Annotated in this window: 19 protein-coding genes; 8 read left to right on the top strand and 11 right to left on the bottom strand. The window is 61.2% G+C overall.

What is annotated here, in order from left to right; genetic code table 11:
• Positions 1 to 30: 30 nt before the first annotated feature.
• The 8 genes from HMPREF3101_RS09580 to HMPREF3101_RS09545 all read right to left on the bottom strand — a co-directional run bounded on the left by HMPREF3101_RS09580 (position 31) and on the right by HMPREF3101_RS09545 (position 10,632).
• The gene (locus tag HMPREF3101_RS09580; RefSeq protein WP_070464897.1) at positions 31 to 978 is read right to left on the bottom strand and encodes a cutinase family protein; all 948 of its coding nucleotides are present in this window, start codon (positions 976 to 978) and stop codon (positions 31 to 33) included.
• 8 nt (positions 979 to 986) lie between these two features.
• A complete protein-coding gene (locus HMPREF3101_RS09575; protein ID WP_070464894.1) occupies positions 987 to 1,460 on the bottom strand; it encodes a DUF732 domain-containing protein in 474 nt (157 codons plus the stop codon).
• Positions 1,457 to 3,385: an alpha/beta hydrolase-fold protein gene (locus tag HMPREF3101_RS09570; protein WP_070464888.1), complete on the bottom strand. Its 1,929-nt coding sequence runs from the start codon at positions 3,383 to 3,385 to the stop codon at positions 1,457 to 1,459. The genes HMPREF3101_RS09575 and HMPREF3101_RS09570 overlap by 4 nt, the downstream gene beginning before the upstream one ends.
• Positions 3,386 to 4,326: 941 nt before the next feature.
• Positions 4,327 to 5,349: an alpha/beta hydrolase gene (locus HMPREF3101_RS09565; RefSeq protein WP_070464885.1), complete on the bottom strand. Its 1,023-nt coding sequence runs from the start codon at positions 5,347 to 5,349 to the stop codon at positions 4,327 to 4,329.
• A gap of 25 nt (positions 5,350 to 5,374) precedes the next feature.
• The gene (zomB, locus tag HMPREF3101_RS09560; RefSeq protein ID WP_246816726.1) at positions 5,375 to 7,204 is read right to left on the bottom strand and encodes an arabinofuranosyltransferase AftB family protein; all 1,830 of its coding nucleotides are present in this window, start codon (positions 7,202 to 7,204) and stop codon (positions 5,375 to 5,377) included.
• A 2-nt stretch (positions 7,205 to 7,206) separates the two neighbouring features.
• Positions 7,207 to 8,199, bottom strand: coding sequence for a decaprenyl-phosphate phosphoribosyltransferase (locus HMPREF3101_RS09555; RefSeq protein ID WP_070464881.1), 993 nt, complete (start codon positions 8,197 to 8,199; stop codon positions 7,207 to 7,209).
• Entirely contained in the window at positions 8,196 to 8,714 is a 519-nt protein-coding gene (locus HMPREF3101_RS09550) for a phosphatase PAP2 family protein (protein ID WP_070464878.1), read from the bottom strand. The genes HMPREF3101_RS09555 and HMPREF3101_RS09550 overlap by 4 nt, the downstream gene beginning before the upstream one ends.
• Positions 8,704 to 10,632 carry a glycosyltransferase gene (locus HMPREF3101_RS09545; protein ID WP_070464970.1) on the bottom strand — a complete coding sequence of 643 codons (1,929 nt, stop codon included), beginning with the start codon at positions 10,630 to 10,632 and terminating at the stop codon, positions 8,704 to 8,706. Before HMPREF3101_RS09545 ends, HMPREF3101_RS09550 begins: the two co-directional genes overlap by 11 nt.
• 983 nt (positions 10,633 to 11,615) lie before the next feature.
• Here HMPREF3101_RS09545 and HMPREF3101_RS09540 point away from each other — a divergent pair.
• The gene (locus HMPREF3101_RS09540) at positions 11,616 to 12,182 is read left to right on the top strand and encodes a TetR/AcrR family transcriptional regulator (RefSeq protein WP_070464876.1); all 567 of its coding nucleotides are present in this window, start codon (positions 11,616 to 11,618) and stop codon (positions 12,180 to 12,182) included.
• A 9-nt stretch (positions 12,183 to 12,191) separates the two neighbouring features.
• A complete protein-coding gene (locus HMPREF3101_RS09535) occupies positions 12,192 to 12,983 on the top strand; it encodes an alpha/beta fold hydrolase (protein ID WP_070464874.1) in 792 nt (263 codons plus the stop codon).
• Between the two features lie 9 nt (positions 12,984 to 12,992).
• Here HMPREF3101_RS09535 and HMPREF3101_RS09530 read toward each other — a convergent pair whose 3' ends face one another.
• Positions 12,993 to 14,114: a muconate/chloromuconate family cycloisomerase gene (locus HMPREF3101_RS09530; protein WP_070464872.1), complete on the bottom strand. Its 1,122-nt coding sequence runs from the start codon at positions 14,112 to 14,114 to the stop codon at positions 12,993 to 12,995.
• 19 nt (positions 14,115 to 14,133) lie between these two features.
• The gene (locus HMPREF3101_RS09525; protein WP_246816725.1) at positions 14,134 to 14,856 is read right to left on the bottom strand and encodes an SLC13 family permease; all 723 of its coding nucleotides are present in this window, start codon (positions 14,854 to 14,856) and stop codon (positions 14,134 to 14,136) included.
• 421 nt (positions 14,857 to 15,277) lie between these two features.
• Here HMPREF3101_RS09525 and HMPREF3101_RS09520 point away from each other — a divergent pair, with 421 nt between their 5' ends.
• From HMPREF3101_RS09520 to HMPREF3101_RS09500, 5 genes are read left to right on the top strand one after another with little or no spacing between them, the layout of a single operon-like run.
• Positions 15,278 to 15,541: a hypothetical protein gene (locus HMPREF3101_RS09520; RefSeq protein ID WP_141737426.1), complete on the top strand. Its 264-nt coding sequence runs from the start codon at positions 15,278 to 15,280 to the stop codon at positions 15,539 to 15,541.
• 57 nt (positions 15,542 to 15,598) lie between these two features.
• Complete coding sequence (locus HMPREF3101_RS09515; RefSeq protein ID WP_083280199.1) at positions 15,599 to 17,068, top strand: DUF3375 domain-containing protein; 1,470 nt, start codon at positions 15,599 to 15,601, stop codon at positions 17,066 to 17,068.
• Complete coding sequence (locus HMPREF3101_RS09510; RefSeq protein WP_070464863.1) at positions 17,069 to 17,656, top strand: DUF4194 domain-containing protein; 588 nt, start codon at positions 17,069 to 17,071, stop codon at positions 17,654 to 17,656. It abuts the gene before it with no gap.
• Positions 17,653 to 20,988, top strand: a complete 3,336-nt coding sequence (locus HMPREF3101_RS09505) for an ATP-binding protein (protein ID WP_070464860.1) — start codon at positions 17,653 to 17,655, stop codon at positions 20,986 to 20,988. The genes HMPREF3101_RS09510 and HMPREF3101_RS09505 overlap by 4 nt, the downstream gene beginning before the upstream one ends.
• Entirely contained in the window at positions 20,975 to 22,066 is a 1,092-nt protein-coding gene (locus tag HMPREF3101_RS09500) for a Wadjet anti-phage system protein JetD domain-containing protein (RefSeq protein WP_070464857.1), read from the top strand. The genes HMPREF3101_RS09505 and HMPREF3101_RS09500 overlap by 14 nt, the downstream gene beginning before the upstream one ends.
• A 304-nt stretch (positions 22,067 to 22,370) precedes the next feature.
• Here the strand turns inward: HMPREF3101_RS09500 and HMPREF3101_RS12580 are convergent, their stop codons facing one another.
• Positions 22,371 to 22,688 (bottom strand): GNAT family N-acetyltransferase, encoded by a 318-nt coding sequence (locus HMPREF3101_RS12580; RefSeq protein ID WP_371327077.1) that lies wholly within the window; start codon positions 22,686 to 22,688, stop codon positions 22,371 to 22,373.
• A gap of 139 nt (positions 22,689 to 22,827) precedes the next feature.
• Here HMPREF3101_RS12580 and HMPREF3101_RS09490 point away from each other — a divergent pair, with 139 nt between their 5' ends.
• Positions 22,828 to 23,904, top strand: coding sequence for an Abi family protein (locus HMPREF3101_RS09490; protein ID WP_246816724.1), 1,077 nt, complete (start codon positions 22,828 to 22,830; stop codon positions 23,902 to 23,904).
• Positions 23,905 to 23,990 lie beyond the last annotated feature (86 nt).

Below are 23,990 nucleotides of genomic sequence, written 5' to 3'. Positions count from 1 at the left end.
AGGACTCCTTAAACGTGAGATAGTTTTGTACTACAAAGTATCGATCGTAGACGTAGCCCAACTGAGCGTCCACTGCGGCACGGTAGTACCCGGAATTACATCCGGATTGGACGCATAAAGCGCATGGTTACCGCTTGCAAGCAATAGATCGCTCGCCCGATCAATGGCGTTACCCACAGCGAAAGGTGCGTCACACACCGAGTCATTTGGCGCGCAGATCTCAAACGCCCGGTCCGCTACCTCACCAAACTTGCCCTCACGCGGCCCCGTCATCGTCGCCCCCGGGGTAGCCAGGTTCACCACAGCCTGGAAGGGCTGCATCGTAATTTCCGCACCCTGACCAGCAAGTTCCACACCAGGGTTCACGCCTACCCCGTTCTCACGACGCCCGTCCGCAATCATCACCGCGCCCAACAGACGCTCCGGCTCAATCGCGCCGGTGCGCGTACCAATCGCATCCGCGGCATCACCAACAATCACCGCACCTTGGGAGAAGCCCGCGATGATGAACTTGGTGCTCGGGCACTGCTCAGCCACAAAGCTCAGCTCACCGTTCAGCTTGGCTAAGCCCTCTGCACGAGAGTCGTCATAAGACATCTCTCGGCGCCCGTGGTCTGTCTGAATGTTCCTAAACTGCGCCGTGTACGGCACGGTGAACACACGAACATGCCCAATGTCATAGCGCTCCTGCAGCGGGCGCGTAATAGACAGCATGAAGCTCGCCGGGTTCGCCTGCGGGTTAAACGGATCATCATCCGCAGCCGACTCCCACGTACCCGGCACAGAGACAAACTCCACCGCCGGGCACCACTCGGGCTCAGGAGGGGCAGCCTGCGTTGTTTCACCGGTGTCAGTATCAGGGCCTTCGCCTGACGACGGCACACCCCCCGGCTTCTGCCACTGAAAAATACCGAGGCCAATCAACGCCACCACAACAAGTACGGCGGCAACAGTAAACACATTGCGCGATTTGCGCATGGGCGCTCCTAGCAAAGGTTAGCGCGAGCGGCGTCCTCAATCAGCTGGCTAAGCGCATCCGGAGTCATATCCGTACGTCGCTGCTCAACCAGCTGGCCGGCCACCGCGTCGCGAGTGATCAAATCATCTGCGCAAACGTTATGACCCGTAGCTGTGAGTTGATCCTCAACCCCCGCAAAGTTGAGCCCGTTTTCGCTTAAGTAATCCAGATAAGCCTGCTCCTCCGCGGAGAATTGGCTTGCCTGCTCAGGCAAGGTCTCAATAGCGCTTGCAGGCTTATCAACAGGCCCCGCCGACTGCGCCGGCGCCGGATTCACCGTGCTCGTGGCACGTGCAGTTTCCGTCGCAGAGGTTGCAGCACTTGATTCGGTGCTGGTCACAGGCGCGTCAGTTTTCGACACCGTCGCCGAGCCGCCGCAGGCGGCCAAGGGCAGGGCGAGGATGAGGGTGCACGTGAGCGTCGTTAAGCGAAAAGCCCTCATCGCTTCCTCGCAATCACCACACCATTGACCTGATCCAGCGAACCGTGCTGGAAATCAATGGTCAAGCCGCCAGCCGGGATGTCCTTCATATCCGAAGTCGGCCAGCCCAGCTCACCCTGCTCATAGCCGCGCTTGCCCCACTCGTTGAAAATGTCACCGTAGAAAATGGCGTGCGCGCCAGACTGCGGGCTCCAGTAAATGTTGCCCTTCTCAAACTGCTGGAAGAAACCACCCTTGATGGCAATCTCATTGCCAGTTGGGAAACCAAGCGCGCTGGTAGCAGCACCCATCTCGCCGTACTTCTCGCCGATCTTGCCAAAGACCAGGAAGTTCTTGCCATCCGGGTTACGGGTCAAGAAACCGCCCTGGAACTTCTGCACGTAGCCCTCGCCAACCTTGGTTGCCTCAGCCACCGGGTAGCCCAACGTGGAAGTCTCATAGCCCTTCTCACCCCAAGCCTTGAACATGTCGCCAGGGATTGCGTACGCGCCAGTCTCAGCCGTCCAGTAGATCGAACCGTTCTGGAAGTGCACGAAACGTCCGTTGCCGTCCGGTGTCTTCAGCTCACCCGTGGTTGGAAAGCCCAACCAACCCGTGGCGCCGCCCAGGCCGTTGTACTTCGCCAAAATCGCGCCGAACAACGCATGCGCACCAGTCTCCGGCGACCAGAACGCCGTACCACCACGGAAGTCCTGCGCACGACCCTGCTCCGCCACCACGTACTCATCATTCACACAATTACCGATGACACCGGACTGGGTCGCCTCAGCAATCGCACCAATCGGTACACACTGCGCACCGCGATCACCCTCCGGCAAGTTCAACGTATTCGCAATGTACGGCCACGCCTGCGCCATCTCGAACTGCCAGTACTCCCACGAGTGCACACCCGACGGACGGAAACGCACAATCGGCTTCACCTTCGTACGGCTCGCGTATTCCACAAACGTCTGCGTAGACAGGCGGGAAATAACCTCAAGGCCCTTACCCGCCGGGTTTGCCGCGCCCTTAGCCACTGACTCCGCAGAACCGAAATCATCACGGCCCGAGCCAGCGGAAACGTAGACAACCTTGCCCTCAAGAGCCTCAATGCCCAGCTTCGGATCGTGGTCCACCCACGCCTGCGAGCCCGCAGGACCCCACATCGCATCAGTGTTGTAACCGCCAGCATCCATCTGCGCAGCCCTGATCGCACTCGGCATGCCAGTGGTCGTGGTGTCCAAGTACCCCGAGAAAGAACCAACAAAGTCGAACAAGTGCGGGTTGCGCTCCGCCAAGTTCATCGCAGCAGTGCCGCCCATGGAGATACCCACAACAGCGCGCTTATGGTTGGAGCGGAACTCATTGTTCAAAATCGGGACGAGCTCCTTGGTCAGGAACGACTCCCACTTGTAGTTCTTGCCGTTATCCGGACGCAGCCAGTCCGCATAGAAGGAAGACTCGCCGCCCACCGGCAGGATCACGTTAACGTTCTTGTCAGCGTAAAACTGCTCGATGTTGGTCTCAATGGTCCAACCGTTTTCATCATCACGCGCGCGCAGACCATCGAGCGCCCACACCTCAGGGAACTTCGCGCCCGGGTTGGAGTGCCAATCACGCGCCAGCAGGATCTGCACCTGCATCAGTTGCTCCGGCATAGCAGCGGACTTGATGAACACCGCTACACGACGCTGCGTCAACCACTCAATACGATCCACCGACACACCCTCCGGCAGATTCGGGATCTGCGGGTTCTTGTCAACCTCAATCGGCGTGCGCTTTGGCGGGTCCGACGGACGCAGTCCGTCACTGATGCCGTTGGAAGAACCAATGGCGCTGGACAGGTCCGAAGACTGCGCCGCCGCATTCGGCGCCATCATCAGCGGGGTAACTACGGCCGTTGCAGCAAGGGCCGCGAAGATACGGCGGGTGCGGAAGTCGCGCATGGGAATCAGCCTCTCGTCAGGGGTCAGTCCCACAAAGGTTAAGTTTCACTTGAAACTTGAGGAGGGTGACACGCCGGAGACAGGTGATGTTTCTTGTTATTTTTTGTTGTCTTTGTTGTTTTTGTGACTTGTTGGCTCTGGTCGGGTTCGGCCCTGGTCGGGTTCAGCCCCGGCCCGGTGTTGCCCCAGACTTAAGCCCCAGACTTAAGTCGGCCTTGACCAGTGGGGGACCTTTTTTCAATTGCGGCAGCATGTTGCCAAACCGGGGATAGTTGCATTGACTGCCAGGCAATTGGCAAGTTTAAGACGTGGCCGGAGCCTTGCCGGGGACGGCCATGCCCTCCCCACTAGCAGATAAGGATTTTAGTCCTATATTTCCCCAGGTCAGTTGTCTTGACTCAGCACGTTTTTTGCATTGTATGCTAGTGACCCCTCTCAGCGGTCTCGGCAGTCTCAGCGGTCTCGGCAGTCTCAGCGGTCTCGGCAGTCTCGACGGCCTCGGTGGTCTCGGTGGTCGCTGGCGAAATACCAGCCAAGGTGTACGGCTTCCTCTGTCCAATGAGACATGAGACATGTTCAATGCCGTCTAGCAGGTCGAAACTAGCTGCGAGAAGATAAATACAAAAGCGCAAGTCACGTTAACGAAACCGATGCAACAAAGATCAGCGCAGCGGGGCGCGGTGAGTGCGGTGAGCGCAGCGGGGCGCGGTGAGCGCGGTGAGTGCGGTGAGCGCAGCGGGGCGCGGTGGGCGCGGTGGAGCAGCGTGGGCGGTTCCTGTGGGGTAGCTGGCAATTGCGGCAGATATCCCCGGTTTGGCAACATGCCGCCGCAATTGAAAAAAGGTCCCCCAGCACCCGGGCGGGCTGCAGAGGCCACAGGAGCCGGGCGGATTGCAGAGGCCACAGGAGCCGGGAGCGGGCCGGGGCCAGTCGGGCCGGGGCTACCAGGCGTTCATCACGTCGAGGATGCGCGCCTTGTTCGCCTCAAGCTGCGTACCAAACTGGTCCCAGTTGTGCAGGCCGGTCGGCGTGAACACTGCGGTGTGCTGGACGCCGGTGGCGGTTGCCTTTGCGCTCCACATGCGGGTGGTGAAGTTCGCCACGACCTCAAGCGCGATGCCGGCGGCCTGGTGCTCAGGCAGATACTTCGCGTCCGCCGGGCCCGGGGTCGCGGAGCCAGCGGAGACGTAGACGTCCTTGCCGCGCAGGTTGCCCATGTTAAGGAACGGGTCATTCTCGTAACGGCGCGGGTTCAGGATGGAGCCCCACATGGCGTTGAGGTTGTACAGGCCGCCGTCGAGAAGCGCGAGGCGCAACGCCGTCTGCGCACCCGGGATCGTGGTGGTGAGGTAGCCGGAGAAGCTCAACACCTGGCGGAACATCTCCGGGTGCAGCGCCGCAAGGTTGATCGCGGCGGTGCCACCCATGGACAGGCCCAGGATGGAGTTGTTGGTCGGCGACACACCGAAGTGCTGCTGCAGGTACGGCGGAAGCTCCTTGGTCAAAAACGTATCCCACTTGTAGGTCACCGGGCTGTTGAAATCATAGGTGGCAGGCGCGTTCCAGTCCGTGTAGAAGGAGGACTGGCCGCCAACCGGCATGACCAGGGTGATGTTGCTGTCAACGAAGGTTTGGGCGGCGTTGACATCTACTACCCAGGCGTTGGAGGTTTCCTGGGCGCGCAGGCCGTCGAGCATGTACAGACCCGCGTTGCCGCCGCGAGCGGCCGGCTGGATCTGCACCGTGATGTGGCGGTTCATTGCCGGCGACCAGACCGTGCAACGCTGCACCCAAAAACCAACGCCGTCCCACTCACAGTGGCCGGTGGAATCCGGGCGCAACCAATCACGGTTTGCGGCCGAGGCCTGCGGCGGCACGACGAAGGTGACAACAAACGTCAACAGGACAGTAAGCAGAGCAGTGAGAAGCGCCAGTGGTGAGCGGCGGGTCTGTGATCGCAACATTCACAGAACCTTACCAAACAATAAGTCACCAAGCGATCTGATTGCCGTTTGGCTTCAACCCCACATCGGCGCCGTTGCGTATTTGGCTAAGGGTGGTGGGGTTGAGGTAGTGCGTGGGGGCGTCGTCAAGCATAAGGCTCCTACCTGGGCCAATGCTGTAGCGAAGGTTGGCCAGGAAGCGCTCGCGGCTCATCGGCTCGCGCGAGGTGGCGAGCAGTTCGGCGATCTGCGGGGTGCGCAGCGCGGCGCGGGCCTGGCGGGCGGTTTCTGCATCAATCCACTCCGGAAGCTGGCTGAGGTCAACGGCGCTATCAGCAACCTGCCACTCGGCGGAAAGCTGTTTGTCGTGCCCCACGCGGCCGTCTGGGTCGCGCGGCATGCGGGCGGCAAGCGGCGTGGCAAGGCCAACAGTGTCCAGGATGCGCGCATCCAAAGAAGCGTTCATACTGGTCATGCCCAGATTGATCCAGTAGACCGTGGTGCCCAGGTTTTGTAGGTCCGAGTCTTCCTGCATGCGCTCGCGCGGGTACCACTCGTACGTCAACGGATCTTGCGAGGTGCGCACCAGCGCGATCTGCGCCGCGTCATCCTTCAGCGCCTGGCGCAGCACGGGCTCATAGCTCACCATCAGCGGTGAGGTGAGGAAGTCCTCGGCGTACATGGGGGCGTCACCTTGCTCGCGGCCGAGGGCGGCAGTCCAGAAACTGCGCTCGTCTACAATCCCAAGCTCTGCGTTAGGACGGTTGAACTTCGCCGGATCCGCCTCATGCCCACGGAACACGATCACGGTCGCCCACACCGCAACGATGGTGACGCCGACGGCGACCTTGCGGGAATACGGCACCGTCATCAACGGCAGCAGCAGGGCAAACAGGGGAAGCAGCAACATGCGGCCGTGCATGAAATCGCCGCCGACACGGGTGACATACAGCACATGAACGAAGGCGCAACCCACGATGAGCAGGACAATTGCTTGTCGACGTCCACGCGCCACCCCCCTGGCCACCACCAGACCAACGGCGGTTACCAACGCGACGAGAAGCGGCAGCCACAACACGTACGGGTCCACAAAGTCACGCACGTAGACCCAACCCTGGACCCACTGGCTATCCGACGCCGACTTCGCCACCGCCGTATGCGGAGTGAGCAGGCCGTAGTAACCCATGCGGAAAATCTGATACGCGGCCGGGACAGGCAGCGCGGCGGCCAAGATTCCCAACGTTTTGCGCGGGGAAAACGCGAGCAACACGATACCGGTCAGCCCGCCGTAAAGCGCAAGCTCAGGGCGCACCAACCACGAAAGCCCCGCCCAAAACGCCAGCAGGTAACCGGCGCCGGGCATGGCGCGGCGGGCGGGCGTTGCCCAATCTACAAGTAGCGCAAACCACGTGGCCATCCAGAACAGCGACAGGCCCCACTCCAAACCAGAGGTGGCAAAGTCGCGCGCCGGCGGCAGCGCCAGGTAGATGACAATGCCAAACGGCACGACAGGAAGCGGTTGCAACGCGCTTCGCTGCCAGAGCCTGCCCGACGCATACGTGGCAACGCCCGCGGCAAGGACAGTCAACGTCAAGGCGAGCGACGTTGCGATGTCTTCCAAACGCCCACCGGTCACCCACGCAAACGCGGTAATCAGGTACTGCCAGAGAGTGGACGTGTTGGCCTCTACACGCTCCCCGATGTTGAACACCGGCCCGTTGCCAGCCAGCAGGTTACGAACGGTGCGCAGCACAATCAGCCCGTCATCTGACATCCAACGCCGATTCCAGCCACCCCAAAACGCCAACACCGCCGCAATGACGGTGGCAACGTAGAGCGAAACCCTCTCCTGAGACCGCATCGTTTCAGACCGCATGTTTACAGTGCAGTCCCACCCAACGCAGGCGCCACGTACACAGCCATAGCGATGCACACCAGCCACGCCGCAGCCAGCAGTTGCAGCACACGGTCCTCCAAAGCGATCTCATCAGGCGCGCCACCACGGCCGCCGTCAACCTCAGCGGCGTAGCGCAGAATCGCAATCACAAACGGCACCATGGAGATCTGGTACCACAACGCCGGCGCACCACCCACGGCGGCAGACAGTTCAAAACCCCACAGGGCGTAGAAGATCACCACGGCGGCAGCAGACAAGGTCCACACGAAACGCAAATACGTCGGCGTATAACCCTCCAGCGCCTTGCGGATCTTCGCACCAGTCTCCTGCGCCAAAATCAGCTCCGCATAACGCTTACCCGAAGCCATAAACAACGAACCAAACGCCGCAACCAGCAGGAACCACTGCGAAAGCACAATGCCCGCGGCCACACCACCGGCCATTGTGCGCAGCATGAAGCCAGAAGACACCAGGGCGATATCAATCACCGGAATGTGCTTCCAACCAAAGCAATAACCCAGCTGTAGCGCGATGTAGACGGAGATGACGGTGGCGAGGGAAACGCCGTCCGTCGCAAAGAAGGAAAGCCCCACCGCCAGCACAATCAGGATCACCGCCATGGCATACGCCAAATTGATTGGCAGCATGCCCGAGGCAATCGGGCGGAAACGCTTCGTTGGGTGCTGACGATCCGACTCCACATCACGCGCGTCATTGATCAGGTAAATCGAGGAGGCGCCGAAGCAGAACACCACAAACGCCAACGCGATATCCACAAAGGTGCGCGCATGCAACGTATCCAAACCAGCCGCAAGCGGAGCGGCCAGCACCAGGACGTTCTTCACCCACTGCTTGGGACGAAGCCCCTTGATCATCGCATCCGGAACGTTCTTCGGCGGCGTCTTAGACACCACCACATCCACCCCGGCCGTGTGCGGCTCAGGCCTGAGAAGCGGCTCTGGGGGCAAAGTCATCGCGTTCGCCTTTCTCCCTCAATCACAACCTTTGCTGACAGCGCACCCAACGTTGCGCCGGCGAGCGTATCAGTTGGGTAATGCACGCCCAGCACGTTACGCGACAACATCATCACCGGAACCAAAAGCCACGGCCACTTCTTTCCGGTGATGTCCACCAAGTGCACGGCAGCGGCACCCGTGTTTGCGGCGTGGGAGGAAGGAAACGACAGCTGCGAAGGCGTCTTCACGCCAATCTTCACCCGCGAATCGTTCGGCCGCGGGCGACGCACGATGCGCTTGAGCACCACTGTTGCGGCATGCGCCGCAAACGTACCCACGCCCAACGCAACCCACTTCCTACTCTTCGCCTTTTCCCCAGCCGCGGCACTGGCAACAGCGCCCGTCGCCGCGAGCGCCAACCAACCAAGGTCGTGCTCGCCGAAGTGGCTCAACGCACGTGCACCCTTGACGGTGGATGGGCAGTACAACGCGTCCTGGATGGCGACCAACAGGTCGGTTTCCTTATTGAGCATCAAAAATCTTCCCCCAGTTCTCATGACTGCTCAGCTCCGGGCGAGCCTCACGATACGTGCGCCTCAGCTCAGCCCAACGCTCCTTGATCTCAGCGCGCAGCTGCTTCTGCTCCTCCACCAGCTGATCCGCCAACTTCTTGTTGCGCTTGCGGAACGCCACGCCGGTACCACCAGCGGTGGACACGGTTGCGGAATCCACACGTGCCAGCGTGTACCAGCGAGCCTCCTCCGCGGTCAGGTTCAGCTGCGGTGCTTCCCAGTGGGCACGGTCTTCCTCCTTACGCAAGTGCAGCAACGCCTTCGCCGCCCACGGGATCTTCTTCACCTTGGCCAGGCGCCCGCCAAGCTTGTTGGTGGGCACGCCCGGCGCGCCGGTGGGCGCCGGCAGTTCGGTTGCAGACGGCAGAACCTGCGCATCCGAGTACTCCTTACGGATCTCTTGAATCCGAGGTAACGAGGATTCCAGGATGTCGAAGAGCTGGTCCGGGCCCTTAAGGAAGTCGCGCATCGCCTCGTTTTGGATAGCGATCGTCGAATACTCCATGCAGAAGTAGTGCTTGAGCGTGGACTTCTGCATGTTCTTCAGCATCGCCTTTGGGTTTTCCGGGCCGTAGATGCTGGCTACGATCAGGCGGTTGCGCATGTGGAAGTACGCCTGCCAATCAATCGCGTCGTCCTTATCCGCCCACGCCATGTGCCAAATGGCAACGCCCGGCCAGGTCACCGTTGGGAAGTCTGCTTCCTTGGCGCGCAGGGCGTACTCGTTGTCGTCCCACTTGATAAACAGCGGCAGAGGCAGGCCCATCTTCTCTGCGACGACGCGCGGGAAGAGGTTCATCCACCAGCCGTTGTAGTCCACGTCGATGCGGCGATGCAGCGGGCGCGAGGTGGTCTTGCGCGGATCCAGGTCCTCTTCCTCCGTACCCACGTAGCCGAGTGGGTACTTGGCAAAGTCGTGGTCGTACACGGCGTGCTTCGCGGCGGAGAACATGAAGATGTTCGCGTCCACCGTCTCACCCGTGGTGCGTAGCTGCGAGCGATCCTGCAGGTTCAGCATCTGCCCGCCCACCAGAATCGGTTGCTTGGCGTAGCGTGCCGCCTGCACCGCGCGCACGATCGAGTCCGGCTCAATCGCAATGTCATCATCCATGTACAGGATGAACGGCGCGTCGGTGCTATTCAGCGCCTCGTACATGATGCGCGAGTAGCCGCCGGAGCCACCGAGGTTGCCCTGGTGGAAGATCTGCAGTTTGCCGTTGAGGTTGACCTCAGCCTCGTTAAAGTCCGGCTCGTCCGCCGGGTGCTGGTTGCCCTGGTCCGGCATGAGCACATGGCTTATCGACGCCCCCACGTACGAGTCCTCACCCAACGCATGCAACGCGTTGACAGCGTCGCGGGGGCGGTTAAACGTAGGGATGCCCACTGCTACTTGTTTGGGTTGGGGGGCGATGCGTGTGCCGTCGGCAAGCAACTGCTCCTGCGGAGCCTGCGGAGCAACCCACGCAGCGTTGCGGACCAGCGAGTCCTCCTCAGCCGTGATGTCGAACCACAGCCAGCCGCCGTCCTCGAAGTTGTTGAGCTTCAGCGGGATCTCCGTGTAGCCGGTGGCGTCCACGTTGGTCACGCTGATGCGGGTGCCGTCGTACTTCGAGCGGTACACCGACACCGTCGCGCGGCCCTCAACCTCCATGGCCAGGACAACGGTGTCCAGCTGCGACCAGCGGCGCCAGTAGCTTGCCGGAAACGCGTTGAAATACGTCTGGAAGCTGACCTCGTTGCCAGCCGGGATGCTGAAGCTCGTGCGGTCCGACCACGTCAGACGCTGCTTATTGCGCTCCTGCTCAATCAGGTACAGCATGCGCACATCGTGCGGCTCGCCCTTCTTCGGCATGAGCACACGCGCGAGCACGCGATCCATCAGATCCGCGTCTTCGTTCTGCGTGTTCTGCGCGTTCTGGGTGTTCTGAGCATTTTGAGATACCACAGCACACAGCGTAACCGCTCGAGGGCCGAATCCAGGTGTGGCTCGCTGTGGAGGAGCTGAGCAGGGCTCTGAACCGCTCCCGCCGGGGCGGTTTGCTGCGCTCGGGCGGCGTTGTTTGGCGCGCTTTCCTGCGTTTTCCCGCAAACCCCGAACGGAACACTACGGATACGCCATGTTTTGAGGGCCTATCCGTAGTCTTGTGTTCGGGGTTTAGCTACAAAGCCCGCGGATTTCCTACAGACCTCGAGTAGATGAGTTCGCCGCAGCCATCCTGGGAACCGGGCGCTGAGACAACCGTGCCCCCTAACCAACATCGAAACGTGCTGCCCCGTTTCGATCTGGAGCTCGACATAAAAACACCTCGACATAAAAACACAAGGTCAGCGCAACTGACCTGGAAGTAAGAGCAACTGGACCGTCAGCTCCGGCCCACCCGGGCACTGCAAAAACGTTGGCCGTTGGCGGCAACGCTCACCTCTCGACACTCACCCCGCCCCACCTGCACAATTTGCGTTTCGAAACGGTTTCACTTTGCGTTTCGTAATTTCGGAGGCACCCACAGACCCTGCACTATTCCAGCGCTTCCCCGCAGCCCCGGCGCCCGCTCCAACCCCGGGCCCCGCCGCAGCTGCACTCTGGGAGTAACTCCGATTGAAGAATCCCGTTTTCGCCGAGTTTTCGGGGACTAAACGGGGTCCCGGAAACGGAATCTCCCGCAAACCCCGAACGGAACACTACGGATACGCCATGTTTTGAGGGCCTATCCGTAGTCTTGTGTTCGGGGTTTAGCTACAAAGCCTGCGGCAGCACAAGACGCACGGCAGCACAAGCCCACGGCAGCGCAAGACACGCGGCAGCACACCTTAGAAACACGGCGTTGTTATGTCATGGGCGGTAGGCGTCGTAAACTGGCGAGTATGCCCAAGATCACAGAGCCGACTGTCGCCGAGCACCGCGCCATGCAACACCGCGCGGTGCTTGAGGCTGCGGAAAGGTTGATCGTTGAGGGCCGCGGCAAGGTGCCGTCACTTGCGGAGGTTGCCGCTGAGGTTGGGCTGGCGCGCCCGAGCATCTACCGCTACGCGTCCTCGCAGCACGACCTGCTGGTGCAACTTCTCATCACAGCAACTGAGGAGTGGAACGCGGAGCTTGAGGCGAAGATTCAACAGGCGCCGCCAGCACCCAAGGAGCGCATCTGCGCCTACGTCGATGCAACGCTTGAGCTGTTTACGAAGAGCTCGCACGGCCAGCTGATGACGGCGGTGCAGCATATTCCGGAGGCCTTTGCGGACCCGGAGGTGCAGCGCGTGCATGCCGGTTTCCAAACAATTGTGGCCAAATTTTGTCCTGGGGTGTCGGCGGTGGACATCTCGCTACTCAACGCCGCGATCCTGCGGGCGGCGGATTTTGCCAAGCGCCCAAGCAAACTCGCGGAGGCACAAACAACGCTGCATACGATGGCAGTGGGCATTGTTGCTGGGTAGTCTTTGTGCATGACGGTTTTGCACTACGTGGATTTTGGCCCGACAAACCCGACAAGCCCAACGAAACCCGAAAAAACGGTTGTTTTTCTTGGCTCCATTGCATCGACGGTGGACATGTGGCTGCCGCAGCTGAACGCGCTGGCGGCAGAGAACCGGGTTATTGCGATTGACCATCGCGGCCACGGCCTCTCCTCTGACCCAACCGTGGCGCCTGGCGAGACCACCGTTGGGGACTTGGCGCAGGACGTGCTGGACACACTGGATTGCGCGGGCGTGACGGAGTTCATTGTGGTTGGGCTTTCGCTTGGTGGGGCGGTTGCGCAATACCTCGCTGCGAACTCGGATCGCGTGAAAAAGGCCGCGTTTTTGTGCACCGCTTCCTATTTCGGTGGCCCGGAGAAGTGGGACCCGCGTGCGGAGCTCACTCGCGCCGAGGGCATCGCGCCGATGGCAGATGCGGTAGTTGGGCTTTGGCTTAGCGACGCTTTCGCGAAGTCCCACCCCGCCACCAACGACGCGTTGCGCCGCATGATTTTAACCACGCGCGGTATCGGCTACGCCTCCTGCTCGGATGCGTTGGCAAAGTGGAATTTCACTGAGGATCTAGCAAAGGTGCAGGTCCCGGTGTTGACCGTCGCTGGACCTGATGATGCTTCCACACCGCCCGAGGTGGTCCACGCTATTGGTCAGGCTACGGCTGGGCCTGCGACAGCGGTGACGCTGAGCGCTGGTGCGCACGTTCCTACCGTCGAGGTGCCTGAGGAAGTCACCGAGGCCCTGCGCGAGTTCATCGCCGCCTAACGCGCGGGATTATTTGCGCGTAAAGAAGTTGACCTTGTCCCAATCCGGTTCCAGGCCCAGGCCCGGGCCGGTAGGCAGGCGGACTTCGCCGTTTTCGTACACCAGGTCTTCGGTGGTGTAGGACTCCTTCAGCAGCAGCGGGCCGAAGAGCTCGGAGCCGAAGTTGATCGCAGGCGTCGCGCACGCGAAGTGCAGTGACGCCGCGGTACCGAACGGGCCTTCAAGCGAGGTTGCGCCGTGGCATGCAAGCCCTGCGGCCTCGGCAATCGCGGCGGTTTTCTTCGATTCGATCAGGCCGCCAAGCTTCGTCGTTTTGATCGCCACCACGTCGGCAGCCTTGTGCTGCACCACGGCCAGGGCGTCTGCCGGTGAGCACACTGACTCATCCGCCATGACGGGTACGCCGATGCGGGTGGTGAGTTCGCGCAGGGTGTCCAGGTCGTGGGCTGGGGTGGGTTGTTCGAAGAGTTCTACGCCGACGTCGGCAAGCCTGGGCAAAAAGCGCAGGGAGGTGAGGCGGTCCCAGCGGGCGTTGACGTCGATACGCAAGCCCACCTCACCATTGAGTGCGGCCGCAAGCTCGGCGATGCGCTTGGTGTCACGATCTGGGTCGCCCGCACCCATCTTGAGCTTGAAGGAGCGGGTGCCGAGTGTCTCGCGGCGCTCCTGAATTTCAGCCAGCGCATCCTCCAGCGGGAGCACGCCAAGCGCCCAGGTCACATCCACCGCATCCCGCGCGCGACCGCCAAGCAGGTCGCGTACCTGCACGTTCAGCGCCCGCGCCCACGCATCATGCATGGCAACATCGCATGCCGCCTTGGCAAAACGCATGTTGGCCACGGACCCCTCGAAGTCACGCAGGATGCCAACCAGGTCATGCACCTCACGGCCGATCATGATTGGGGCAAGATACTTTTCGACGATCACCTGCATCGTCTCAACCGACTCCCCACCCCACCACGGGCCACCCGGCACCACGCCTTCACCAAAACCGGTAACGCCGCCCTCCAACGTGACACTCACCAGCAAGATCGGCTGCGCCGTTGCCGTGTACGTTGCAAAACCGTGGGGCCTAAACAGCGGGACATCTAGAATCCGCGTTTCAACTTTTTCAATGCGTAGATCACTCATCGTTTGTTCACTCCTCGAATTAGCTAATTGAGGTTCCAAATACCAGAGGTACCAGCGAGTGCAGGACCGCCATGATGACTGCGATCGAGATGAAATTCAGCCACACGCCTGCACGTGCCATTTGTGCAACCGAAATCTCACCGGATCCGTACGCCACAGCGTTAGATGGAGTAGCAACCGGCAACATGTATGCGGAGCACACTGCCAGCGTAACCGTCACGGTCATCAGTAATGGGTCGATTCCAAGGCCAACTGCCACGGATCCAAAGATGGAGAGGAACGCAGCAGCAGTTGCGGTATTCGAAGTAAGTTCCGTCAAAGCAAGCGAAACAATCATCACTGCAAGCAAGATCACCCAGTGAGGAAGCGACTGCAACCCGCTCACCTGCTGACCTACCCATTCGCTCAATCCCGTTGCCGAGAACATTGCCGAAAGCGACAGGCCACCGCCGAACAGAAGAAGACCCCAGGGAACATCCTTCGAATCTGCCCACTCCAGCAGATATTTGCGGTCCTGGTTAGCTGCGTTCTTGCCAGCTGGCACTAGGAAGCAAAGGACCGCAGCAGCAATAGTCACCTGGGCAAAGCTTCGGTGCGCATGGAATCTGATAACTCCCACCCAACGATCCGGCGGGAGTAAAACGTCGGTGACAAACGCGGCGTACACAAAACCTTTCTTAATGCGCGCATACGTAATGTCAGCCACCCACAGTTTGTTCACGACCGATATCAATTCCGTCACGGCGGCGAGCATGCCACATTTTCCACACACCATAGACACCGTAATTATCCCGATGAACAGCACTAATGCGTTCAACCAGCACAGCATCGCGAAGACGACGAGCACATGACCCACGGGCCTTGGATTGGCGGTACCCACGCGAGGTGATAAACCCATCAGCCCGGTTATTTTTCAACGTCTTACAGATGAACTCGACAGAGAAAATACTCCGGTACTCATCGATAAACCGGATCATTTCCCACGTTTTGGGTCCAGTTCTGACGCGAAAAAGCTGCGGCAGCTTTCAGCAGCTCGTAAGTGTCGCGTAGCTCTTGATGTTCACGACGTAGTCTCGCGTTCTCAGCGGCCAAATCTTCAGGCACAGATTCTGGGATGTTTCCAGCACGGCGGGCCTACTGGGTCCTTTGACGGGCCGTGTGCTATGAAACCCCCAGCTTTCGAGCTACTGCCTGGCACGCGGCTTGCAACTTCTCGCTTCTCACCCCCAACTGGACAAAAGATGGAGTACGCGCAGCCTTCCGCATTTCCGCGCTGGGACGGGTCCGTTCTGCTTGGGCAAACCACCAGTGGGGTGCAGTGCTATCAGGCTCCGATTGCCGAGGGAACATACACCGTCAACTACACGCCGTTCAACGCAAAGTACCCGCTCGCAGGCTGGAAATCTGGCCTGAACAGCCCCGAGTAGCGCGTTTGTTCGAAAGATAGCGGGGGCGTGTCCGACGGCGTTGCTAGCTTCAAAACTATGAACCGAACAACTGCCATTGCGGACACGCTGATGATGCTCAGACTGGCGGATCACACCCCGGCCTGGGCTCTACTGCGCGCCACGAACGCGCCAGCGATCCTGGCAATATTCAGCTCCGTTTTCCAGGCGGATAACCGGCAGGTAGCGGGGTCGGATCTCGCGCTGTCGGTAGAGGCGCTGCTCACCGATATCCGCGAGCAGACGGAGCTGGAGCTGCCGAAGTCGGCGGTCGCGTACATCAACGACTGGGTCAAAGCAGGCTACCTGATCCGCCGCAGTCCCCAGAGCGCGCGCGAGGAGTTCTACGAGCTGTCTACGGATGCGCACCAGGCGCTGGACTACGTGCAGCAGCTGACAAACCCGCAGCGCTCGGTGACCAAATCGCGGTTGAGCACCCTGATCACCGGCCTCGAGGACCTGGCCGCCGAGACGGATGAGGACGAGACCAACGCGATCCGCAGGTTGGAGGCGCAGCGTGACGCGATCCAGCGCAAGATCGACCAGATTCGCGTGGGCGGCGTGGCCACCATCTCGGACGAAGAGGCGGTCGAGAAGGCGCGCGAGATCCTCTCGCTAGTCAGCGACCTGCCCACGGACTTTTCGCGCGTGCGCGAAGAGATCGAGGAGGTGGACCGGCACTTACGCGAGTCCATTGTGGAGGAGACGCTGCACGCGGGCGACGTGCTGGACAACGTGTTCCGGGGCGTGGACCTGATCACGCAGTCGGAGGCAGGCAAGGCGTTCAGCGGATTCTACGAGGTGTTCTTGGATCCGGAGCAGTCGAAGCAGCTAGACGCGACGGTGGACACCGTCTTATCGCGCGAGTTTGTGCATAAGCTCTCGCCGCTGGAGCGCGCTGAGCTCGGCCAGTTCGTGGACACGCTGGATGTGTCCTCGGGCCAGGTGCACGACTCGATGACCACGCTTTCGCGCTCGCTGCGGCGCTTCGTGCAATCCCGCGAGGCCGAGTCCCAGCAGGCGCTGATCAAGTCCATTAATGCCGCGCAGCAGTTGGCGTTGCAGCTTGCGCAGGAGGACATCGGCACGCAGTCGTCGGTCGGTGTTGAGCTGGAGTTAACCACGATGCAGCCGACGTCGCTGTCCAGCTGGAAGCTGCACGACCCGATGGAGTACAAGGTCGAGCGGGGCATGGAGATCAACGAGCAGGGCACGATCGACATGGAGGCGATGCGCAGGCGTATCCGGGAGAACGAGATCGACTGGGCGGAGTTGCGTGGGGCTGTGGATGAGGTAGTGGGGCGGGAGGGTGTGGCGTCGATAAGCGATGTGCTCGGCGCACACCCGGCGACCCAGGGACTGGCGAGCGTGGTGGGGCTGATCAAGCTCGCGCGCACGCACGGTAAACGACGCGACGGCACGGAGTGGCTGCACTGGCAGCGGGCCGACGGCACGCGGTGGCGCGCGCGGTACGAACGATACGAATTTGACTCGAAGATTGGAGCATAAATGGACACCATGCTTTACGACGGCGACACGGGCACGCTCACCGGACCGCAGCGGCGCGCGCTCGCCGAGCTGATCCGCGGACCGTACGTGTCCAGCATGAAGACGCGCGAGGTGTTTCAAACGGTGTCGGCCTCGCGCGAGGTACTGGCGCAGCAGCTGGACAACCTGTTTCTCACGCTGATCGTGGACGACGACGCCGGCGTGGCCTACACCAAGACGTGGGACGTGGAGGTGCCGGACAAGCGCACGATGCTGCGGAAATTGCCGCTGACCTTTATGGATACGGTGGTCATTCTGCACCTGCGGCGCGAGCTCGTCTCCACCAGTCCGAACGAGCGCACGATCGTTAACGAGGACGAAGTCTTCGAGGCCACCGTGCCGTACCAGGGGCAGGCGACGACAGATAAGACGAATCCGCGGAAGCAATTCAACGCGTCCTGGAACAAGATGAAGCGGAGCTCAATAGTCATCGACACCCCTACTGAGGGCCGCTTCGAGGTCTCTCCCGTGCTGCGCATCGTCTTCAGCGGCGAGGAAATCGCCGCCGTCACCGAATCCTTCCGCACCCTGACCAAGGAGCAACCATGACACCCATCCCCGGCCAATTCCGTCTTTCGCGCATCCAGGTGTACAACTGGGGCACCTTCAACGGTCTGCACAGCATCGACATCGCGCGTGAGGGCTACCTGATCACGGGCTCTTCGGGCTCGGGCAAGTCCACGCTTATCGACGCCATCTCCGCGCTTCTCGTCCCACCGAGTAAACGCTCCTTCAACGCGGCCGCGGACAACCAGAAGCGCTCGGGCCGCACGATGATCACCTACTGCCGTGGTGCCTGGCGTCGCGAGCACTCCGAGGACTTGGACGAGCTGACCCGCTCCTACCTGCGCCTCGGTGCGACCTGGAGCGGCGTGGTGCTTCGCTACGACAACGGACTCGGCCAGACGGTGACGGCCTGCCGGCTCATGTTCTTAAGCGCGAACGCGCACACGGATCAGGACATCACCGACCTCTATCTGCTGCTGCCGGAGGAGGCAGAGCTGACGCAGTTTGAGGCGCTCGCGGTGAAGAACCTCCTAGTCACGCAGGCGAAGCAGGACTACGCGGACGCGCTGTACGTGGGCCGCAAGCACTCCCAGTTCATCCACGCCCTGCAGCGCGCGCTGGGCATTGCCGATAGCGGCGCGCTCGAGCTGCTCCACCGCACGCAGTCAGCGAAAACGCTGGGCGATTTGAACCACCTCATGCGCACCTTCATGCTGCCGGAGCCGGACACGTTTGCCGTGGCCAAACAGGCCGCCGAGAATTTCAACGCGCTGCACGGCGCGTACACCTCGGTGGTCAACGCCCGCGAGCAGATCGAGCACCTGGTCCCCGTCCGCGAGGCAGCGCTCGGGCGTGAGAAAATCGCGCGTGCCACCGCCGCGGTGTCCGAGGAACAGGCCTGGGTCGACCCCTTCGTCTTCAGCTGGAAGGCGCAGTTTGCCCAGCGCGCCTGCGAGCGGCACAGCACCGACATGGTCGCGCTCAGCAGCACCATCGCCGTGGGCGAAGCGGAGGTTGAGACGCTTTCCCGCGAGCGCGAGGAGCTGCGCCAGCTTATCGACGGCAAACAGGACACCGGCCTGGTCAAAGCCGCAATAGCCCGCGACACCCGCCGCAAGCGCTTGGTGCAGGTCGAAGCAGCCGCGGAGGCCTTTACCACCCGCCTGCAGACGCTCCAGCTGACTCCTCCCGGCACCGCCGAGGAGTTCGCGCGACTGACCCACCAGCTAGGCAAGGACCTGGAGAACCTGCACGCGCAGCAGGAGGCAGAGGACGCCAAAGCCACCACCGCGATCAAGCAGGTAGGCAAACTGGAAGAAGCAAAACAGGCCTTCGAGACCGAGCTGAAAACGCTGCGTAAGTACAGCTCCGCCATGGACGCCAAGCTGTTGCGGGCCCGCGCCAAGATCGCGGACGCGGCCGGGATCCGGGAGAAGGAGCTGCCGTTCGTGGCCGACCTGATCTCCGTCACAGAAGGAGAGGGCACGTGGCAGGGCGCGGCCGAGCGCGTCATGGGCGGTTTCGCCCGCACGTTGTTGGTGCCCGAGGAGCACTACCGGGCGGTGTCCACGGCGATCGACGCCACGCATCTCGGCGCAAAGCTGCAGTACACTCGCATCACACCGGAGCACGAGCTCGCGGCACCGATGCGCTTTCAGCGCGGCTCGCTTGGCACGAAGATTGACGTGGCCGAGGGGCGCTTCCACAATTGGGTCCAGTCGCAGCTCTCCCGCCGTTTTGACCACCAGTGCTGCGAATCCATGGATGAGTTCCGCCGCGCTCGGCGTGCGGTGACCCTAAGCGGCCAGGTCAAACACAGCGAAACGGACCACGTAAAAGACGACCGCCGGCGTATCGACGACACGAGCACGTGGGTGTTGTGGGGCAACCTGGACGACAAGATCGACGCGCTCGTAGGGCAGCTGCGGCGTGTGGGAGACGAGCTTGCGCAGGCGAGAAAGGCGCGCGATACCGCGAAGCGCCGCGTGGACACAGCCCGCGAACAGAGCTCTACGGTGAAGCGGCTGCAGGAAACCACGGACTTCAGCGCCATCGACACCGCCACCGCCACCCGCCTGCTTCACGAGGCGCAAGAGCTGGTGGACCGGCTCACCGACGGCAACGCGGAGATCGCCGAGCTGAAGAAGCAGTTCCACGTCCGAGAGACGCGGCTGCACGAGGCGCAAGGCCAGCTCAACGGGTTGATTGAACAGCGTGGCGGGCTGCGGCAAAAGCTCGAGCACGCGGAGCAAATGCTGGCCGAAGCGCAGGCGCGCCTGGAGCAGGGACATCCGCCGGAGGAGATCCAGGGCAGGCTGGCCGAGCGGGCCGACGACATTACCGAAGGGAACGTCGACCGCGTCCATCAGCAGCTGCGCACAACCATCAGCGCGGAGCTGGAGAAGCTCAACCGCCGCGACATCGAATTCGAGGCGAAAATGCTCGACGCGATGCGTCGCTACCTGCACAGGTGGGAAAACCGCAAGGGCGATCTCCAGGCAGAGGCGGGCTACCAGCACGCGTTCATGCAAGAGTTAGACCGGCTGGAGACCGAGAACCTTCCCAAGGTTGAGCAGGAGTTCAAAGATCTGCTCCAGGAGCAGACTCGCACGCACTTCGGCAGGCTGCGCCGTCTCATCCGCGAGGCCGCCGCTAACACCCGCAAGTCCATTGAGACCATCAACGCTTCACTCGCCCAGGTGGAGTTTTACCCGGGCACGCACCTGCAAATCGAGGTCCGCGAGGCACAGCCGCAGATCGCCCGCAACTTCATCGAGCTTATCGACGCCACGTTGGAAGGCATGATCAACGAAGCCGATCTCGAGGACAGCGAGCGCCGCTTCCACACAATCCGCGAGGTCATCGAGGCCGTGACCATCTCCGACACCACGAGCGCCCGCGAGCAGAAGCTCCGCCTGGACACCCGCCAGCACGTGAAGTTCCTCGGCGTGGAGTACGGCACCGACGGTGTCCGGGGCGCTGTCTACGACTCAGCCGAAGGGCTCTCGGGCGGACAAGCCCAGAAACTCTCGTCGTTCTGCCTTGCCGCGGCGCTGCGCTACCGGCTCACCGGAATGGGTGCCACCACCTCGCAGGCGCAGGCCTCGGTGGTCCAGGTTGATGACGCAATGTACCCCCGCTTCGGCACGATCGTGCTGGACGAGGCCTTCGACCTCGCCGACGCCGAGTTCACCCGCGCAGGGATGGAGGCATTCCGCAAGTTCGGCTTCCACATGATCCTCGCAACACCCGACAAGCTCTTGCAGCCGGTGCAGGACTACATTGGCGGCGTGCTCATAGTCGAGTGCCCCGACCGCAAGCACTCACAGACCAGCGTGCTAACCATCGAGGAGGCCCTCGATGAAAACCTGTGACCAGGTGCGCACCCGCGCAGCGACATTCTACGCCCGCAACCACCGGGCCTGGCTCACCGGCGAGTTCACTCCGCTGGCCATCAACCTCCAGCCGCCGACAGGTCGCGCCGCCGAACTTGACGACGGCCGCGCCGTGCAAGCCTGGATCCAAGAATGGAAGCGCAGCCGCATTCCCGCCGAGTGGGAGGACAAAAAGCTCGGCTACCTCGGCACCTACTCGCTCCCGGCGCGCGTGGTGCTGGACAGACCCACCACCGCCGCCTTTGTGGCCGGGCGCGCGGAGCAGTGGCAGCGCATCAACATGCTTCTCGACGGGTTCTGCGACTCGCTCGGCACCCAGGTTCGCACCCCTTTGACCACCAAGCTCGCAGCGTGGGAGGCATGGGACGATGCCACCGCCGCCCGCTTTGTCAGCGTGGTGCAGTGGCTGCGCACCCACGACGCGTCCGCCTACCACGTCCGCGAGCTCCCAATCTTCGGCGTGGACTCGAAGTGGGTGGAGGCCCACCGCGCGGTACTGACCGCAGTGGTTGGTGACCTGGCTTTTCGCGAAAAGCCCGTCTTGGTGGAGCTGCGGAGCCTAGCCCCGGGCGTGACGTTCTGCGGAGTGAGGCACTGGTCCTGCCCACTTTCCGACCTCACCGAACTGCCTGCCCGCCGCGTGCTGTTCGTGGAAAACCACCAGACCTTCCTCGCCCTGCCGGAGCTGCCGGACACGGTTGCCGTCTTCAGCAGTGGCCTACTGGGACAGGTACTGGCGAAACAGCTGCCGTGGCTTGCTTCGAAAGAGGTGCTGTACTGGGGTGACCTGGACTCCTACGGTTTCTACATCCTGGACACGGTGCGCAAGTACCTGCCACACGTCCGGTCCGTGCTCATGGATATCGACACCGCCCGCGACCACGACGCGCTCGCCGTCGAGGAGCCGAACCCCAGCCGCTTCATCTCGGAGCGACTTACTTCTGGGGAGGCCGACGCCCTGGACTACCTGCGCAGCCACTCATCCTCCGGGTGCCTGCGCATCGAGCAGGAGCGCATCGTCTTCGACTACGCGGTCGAGCGGCTACGGGGTGGGTAGGTTTCTTTTCGAGGATCGGTCATCATAGGAGTATCGGAGCAGTTCTAGCTGAGACGGTCAACTGCGTAATTTGGCATTGCGCGGGCCACTTCAGCGCGAGACAAATTTGGCTTATTAAGCTTCCGGTTTACAAAAACGTCAAAGGACAGGTGAAAAAGCGCACTCACGCCCAATGATTGCCTCACCACCGTGGGCTCAACCGAGTGGGGCGGGGGCGTCGATAGATGAACTCGTGGTCGCGGTGGCCGCCGACCTTGAAGAAGTACTCGCCAGCCTTGGAGAAACCGTAGCGGTGATAGAAGCGCTACGCCCCAAAGTTTTGGGACCACACCCCTAACCACGCGGTACGCGAACCGATCCAGTCGAGGACGAGCTCGATGAGAGTGGAGCCGAAACCTGACTGTTGGTGACCAGCAAGGAGGTAAAGGGGTTTCAGTTCGCGGTCCTCGGGAAGGACGTCGGGGTGAGGGAGGCCGCAGGGGCCGGCCAGCGCGTAGCCGACCAGGGCACCGTCATCCTCGACGAGCCGGGCGGCGTGGGACGGGTCAGCGAGGAGAGTTTTGTGTTTCTGGAGGTCGTAGGCTTCGGCGTCGGCGGGCGTGGCGCGGCGAATAGTAGGCATGGGGACAGGACAGGGGACTATGCGGACTTGCAGGAGGTTTGACTTCCTCAGTACAGGTTAGGTATCCTTGTCTGCAACATGGCCACCCCCTCCGCGCGAGGGGGTGTGTTTTTATTTGCACTACTAAAGGATGCTGACCATGGGGTCTAGAAGTCGCAAGGGGAAGCGCAGGCAGCAACCGGCATCGGGACGTACCACTCGTGAACCCTATAAGAAGAAGTTTCTCACGCTCAGTGAGCAAATCGAACATCTCCACGACAGAGGGATGGAGATAGAGAACTACGATCATGCCCGCGAACTTCTCCAGCGTGTGGGCTACTACAGACTGAGTGGCTACTGGTACATCTACAGAGATAACGCCTCCCATCGAAAAGGCACCTTTGTGGAAGGCGTCTCACTCCGGGATATCGAGAAGCTCTACAACTTCGACCGAGATCTTCGAATGCTTGTCTTCAGTGCAGTTGAACGTATCGAGGTGGCACTTCGCGCAGCAATCGGTCATACTCTTGGCGCTCGCGGAAGCATGTCACACACTGATCCCTCATTGTTCCGTGACTCCTTTACGAACGCTCACCTTTGCGGTGAAGCGGCCGAACGCTATTACTGGATGCGTTCAGATCACTACGAATGGTTAAAAACAGCAAGCCGAAAAACGGACCGGTCTAAGGCTGACTTCGTTAAGCATTTTAAACGCAAGTACGGAATGTCACTTCCTATTTGGGTAGTCACTGAAGTCATCGATTTCAGTGATCTTTCTAGAATTTACGAAGGAATGAACCACGATGATCGTTCCACTGTGGCTGGGAGCTTAGGCGTCACAGATGAGGACGGAAAACCACTCGCAGAATCGCTGCGTTCTTGGCTGCGAGCTCTGACTTTTGCGCGAAATACGTGTGCTCATCACTCTCGGCTGTGGAACATCAACATGGTCGAACAGATTGCACCTTCTGAACCTTTCCCAACCGATTTGAAGGATCTTGCAGAGCTCAGTCCTCAACACCATGCGCGCATTTACCCCACTCTGGCAATCATTTCGTACTTAATAACTCAGATTCATCCCCAGATGGATTGGAGCAAGAGCCTGAAGAAGCTTCTCGACGATGGCCTTCCACAATCAGATTGCGTGGACTATTTGAAGCGCATGGGCTTCCCTCGAAACTGGGAGCAGCTTCCTGTCTGGAGCACCCCACCCACCGCACAGAGCCGCGCACGATGATCTCGCCGGACAACCGGTGGATAGACGGCCTGGTAGGGAAAGGGATAGTCGTCGCGAGCGGAGTCGGGAATTTGTGAACAGAATTG

The organism is Corynebacterium sp. HMSC29G08, assembly GCF_001806875.1.
Taxonomy (GTDB): Bacteria; Actinomycetota; Actinomycetes; order Mycobacteriales; family Mycobacteriaceae; genus Corynebacterium.
Note: the sequence above shows the minus strand (reverse complement) of the source record. Positions and strands in the feature narration are given on the sequence as shown.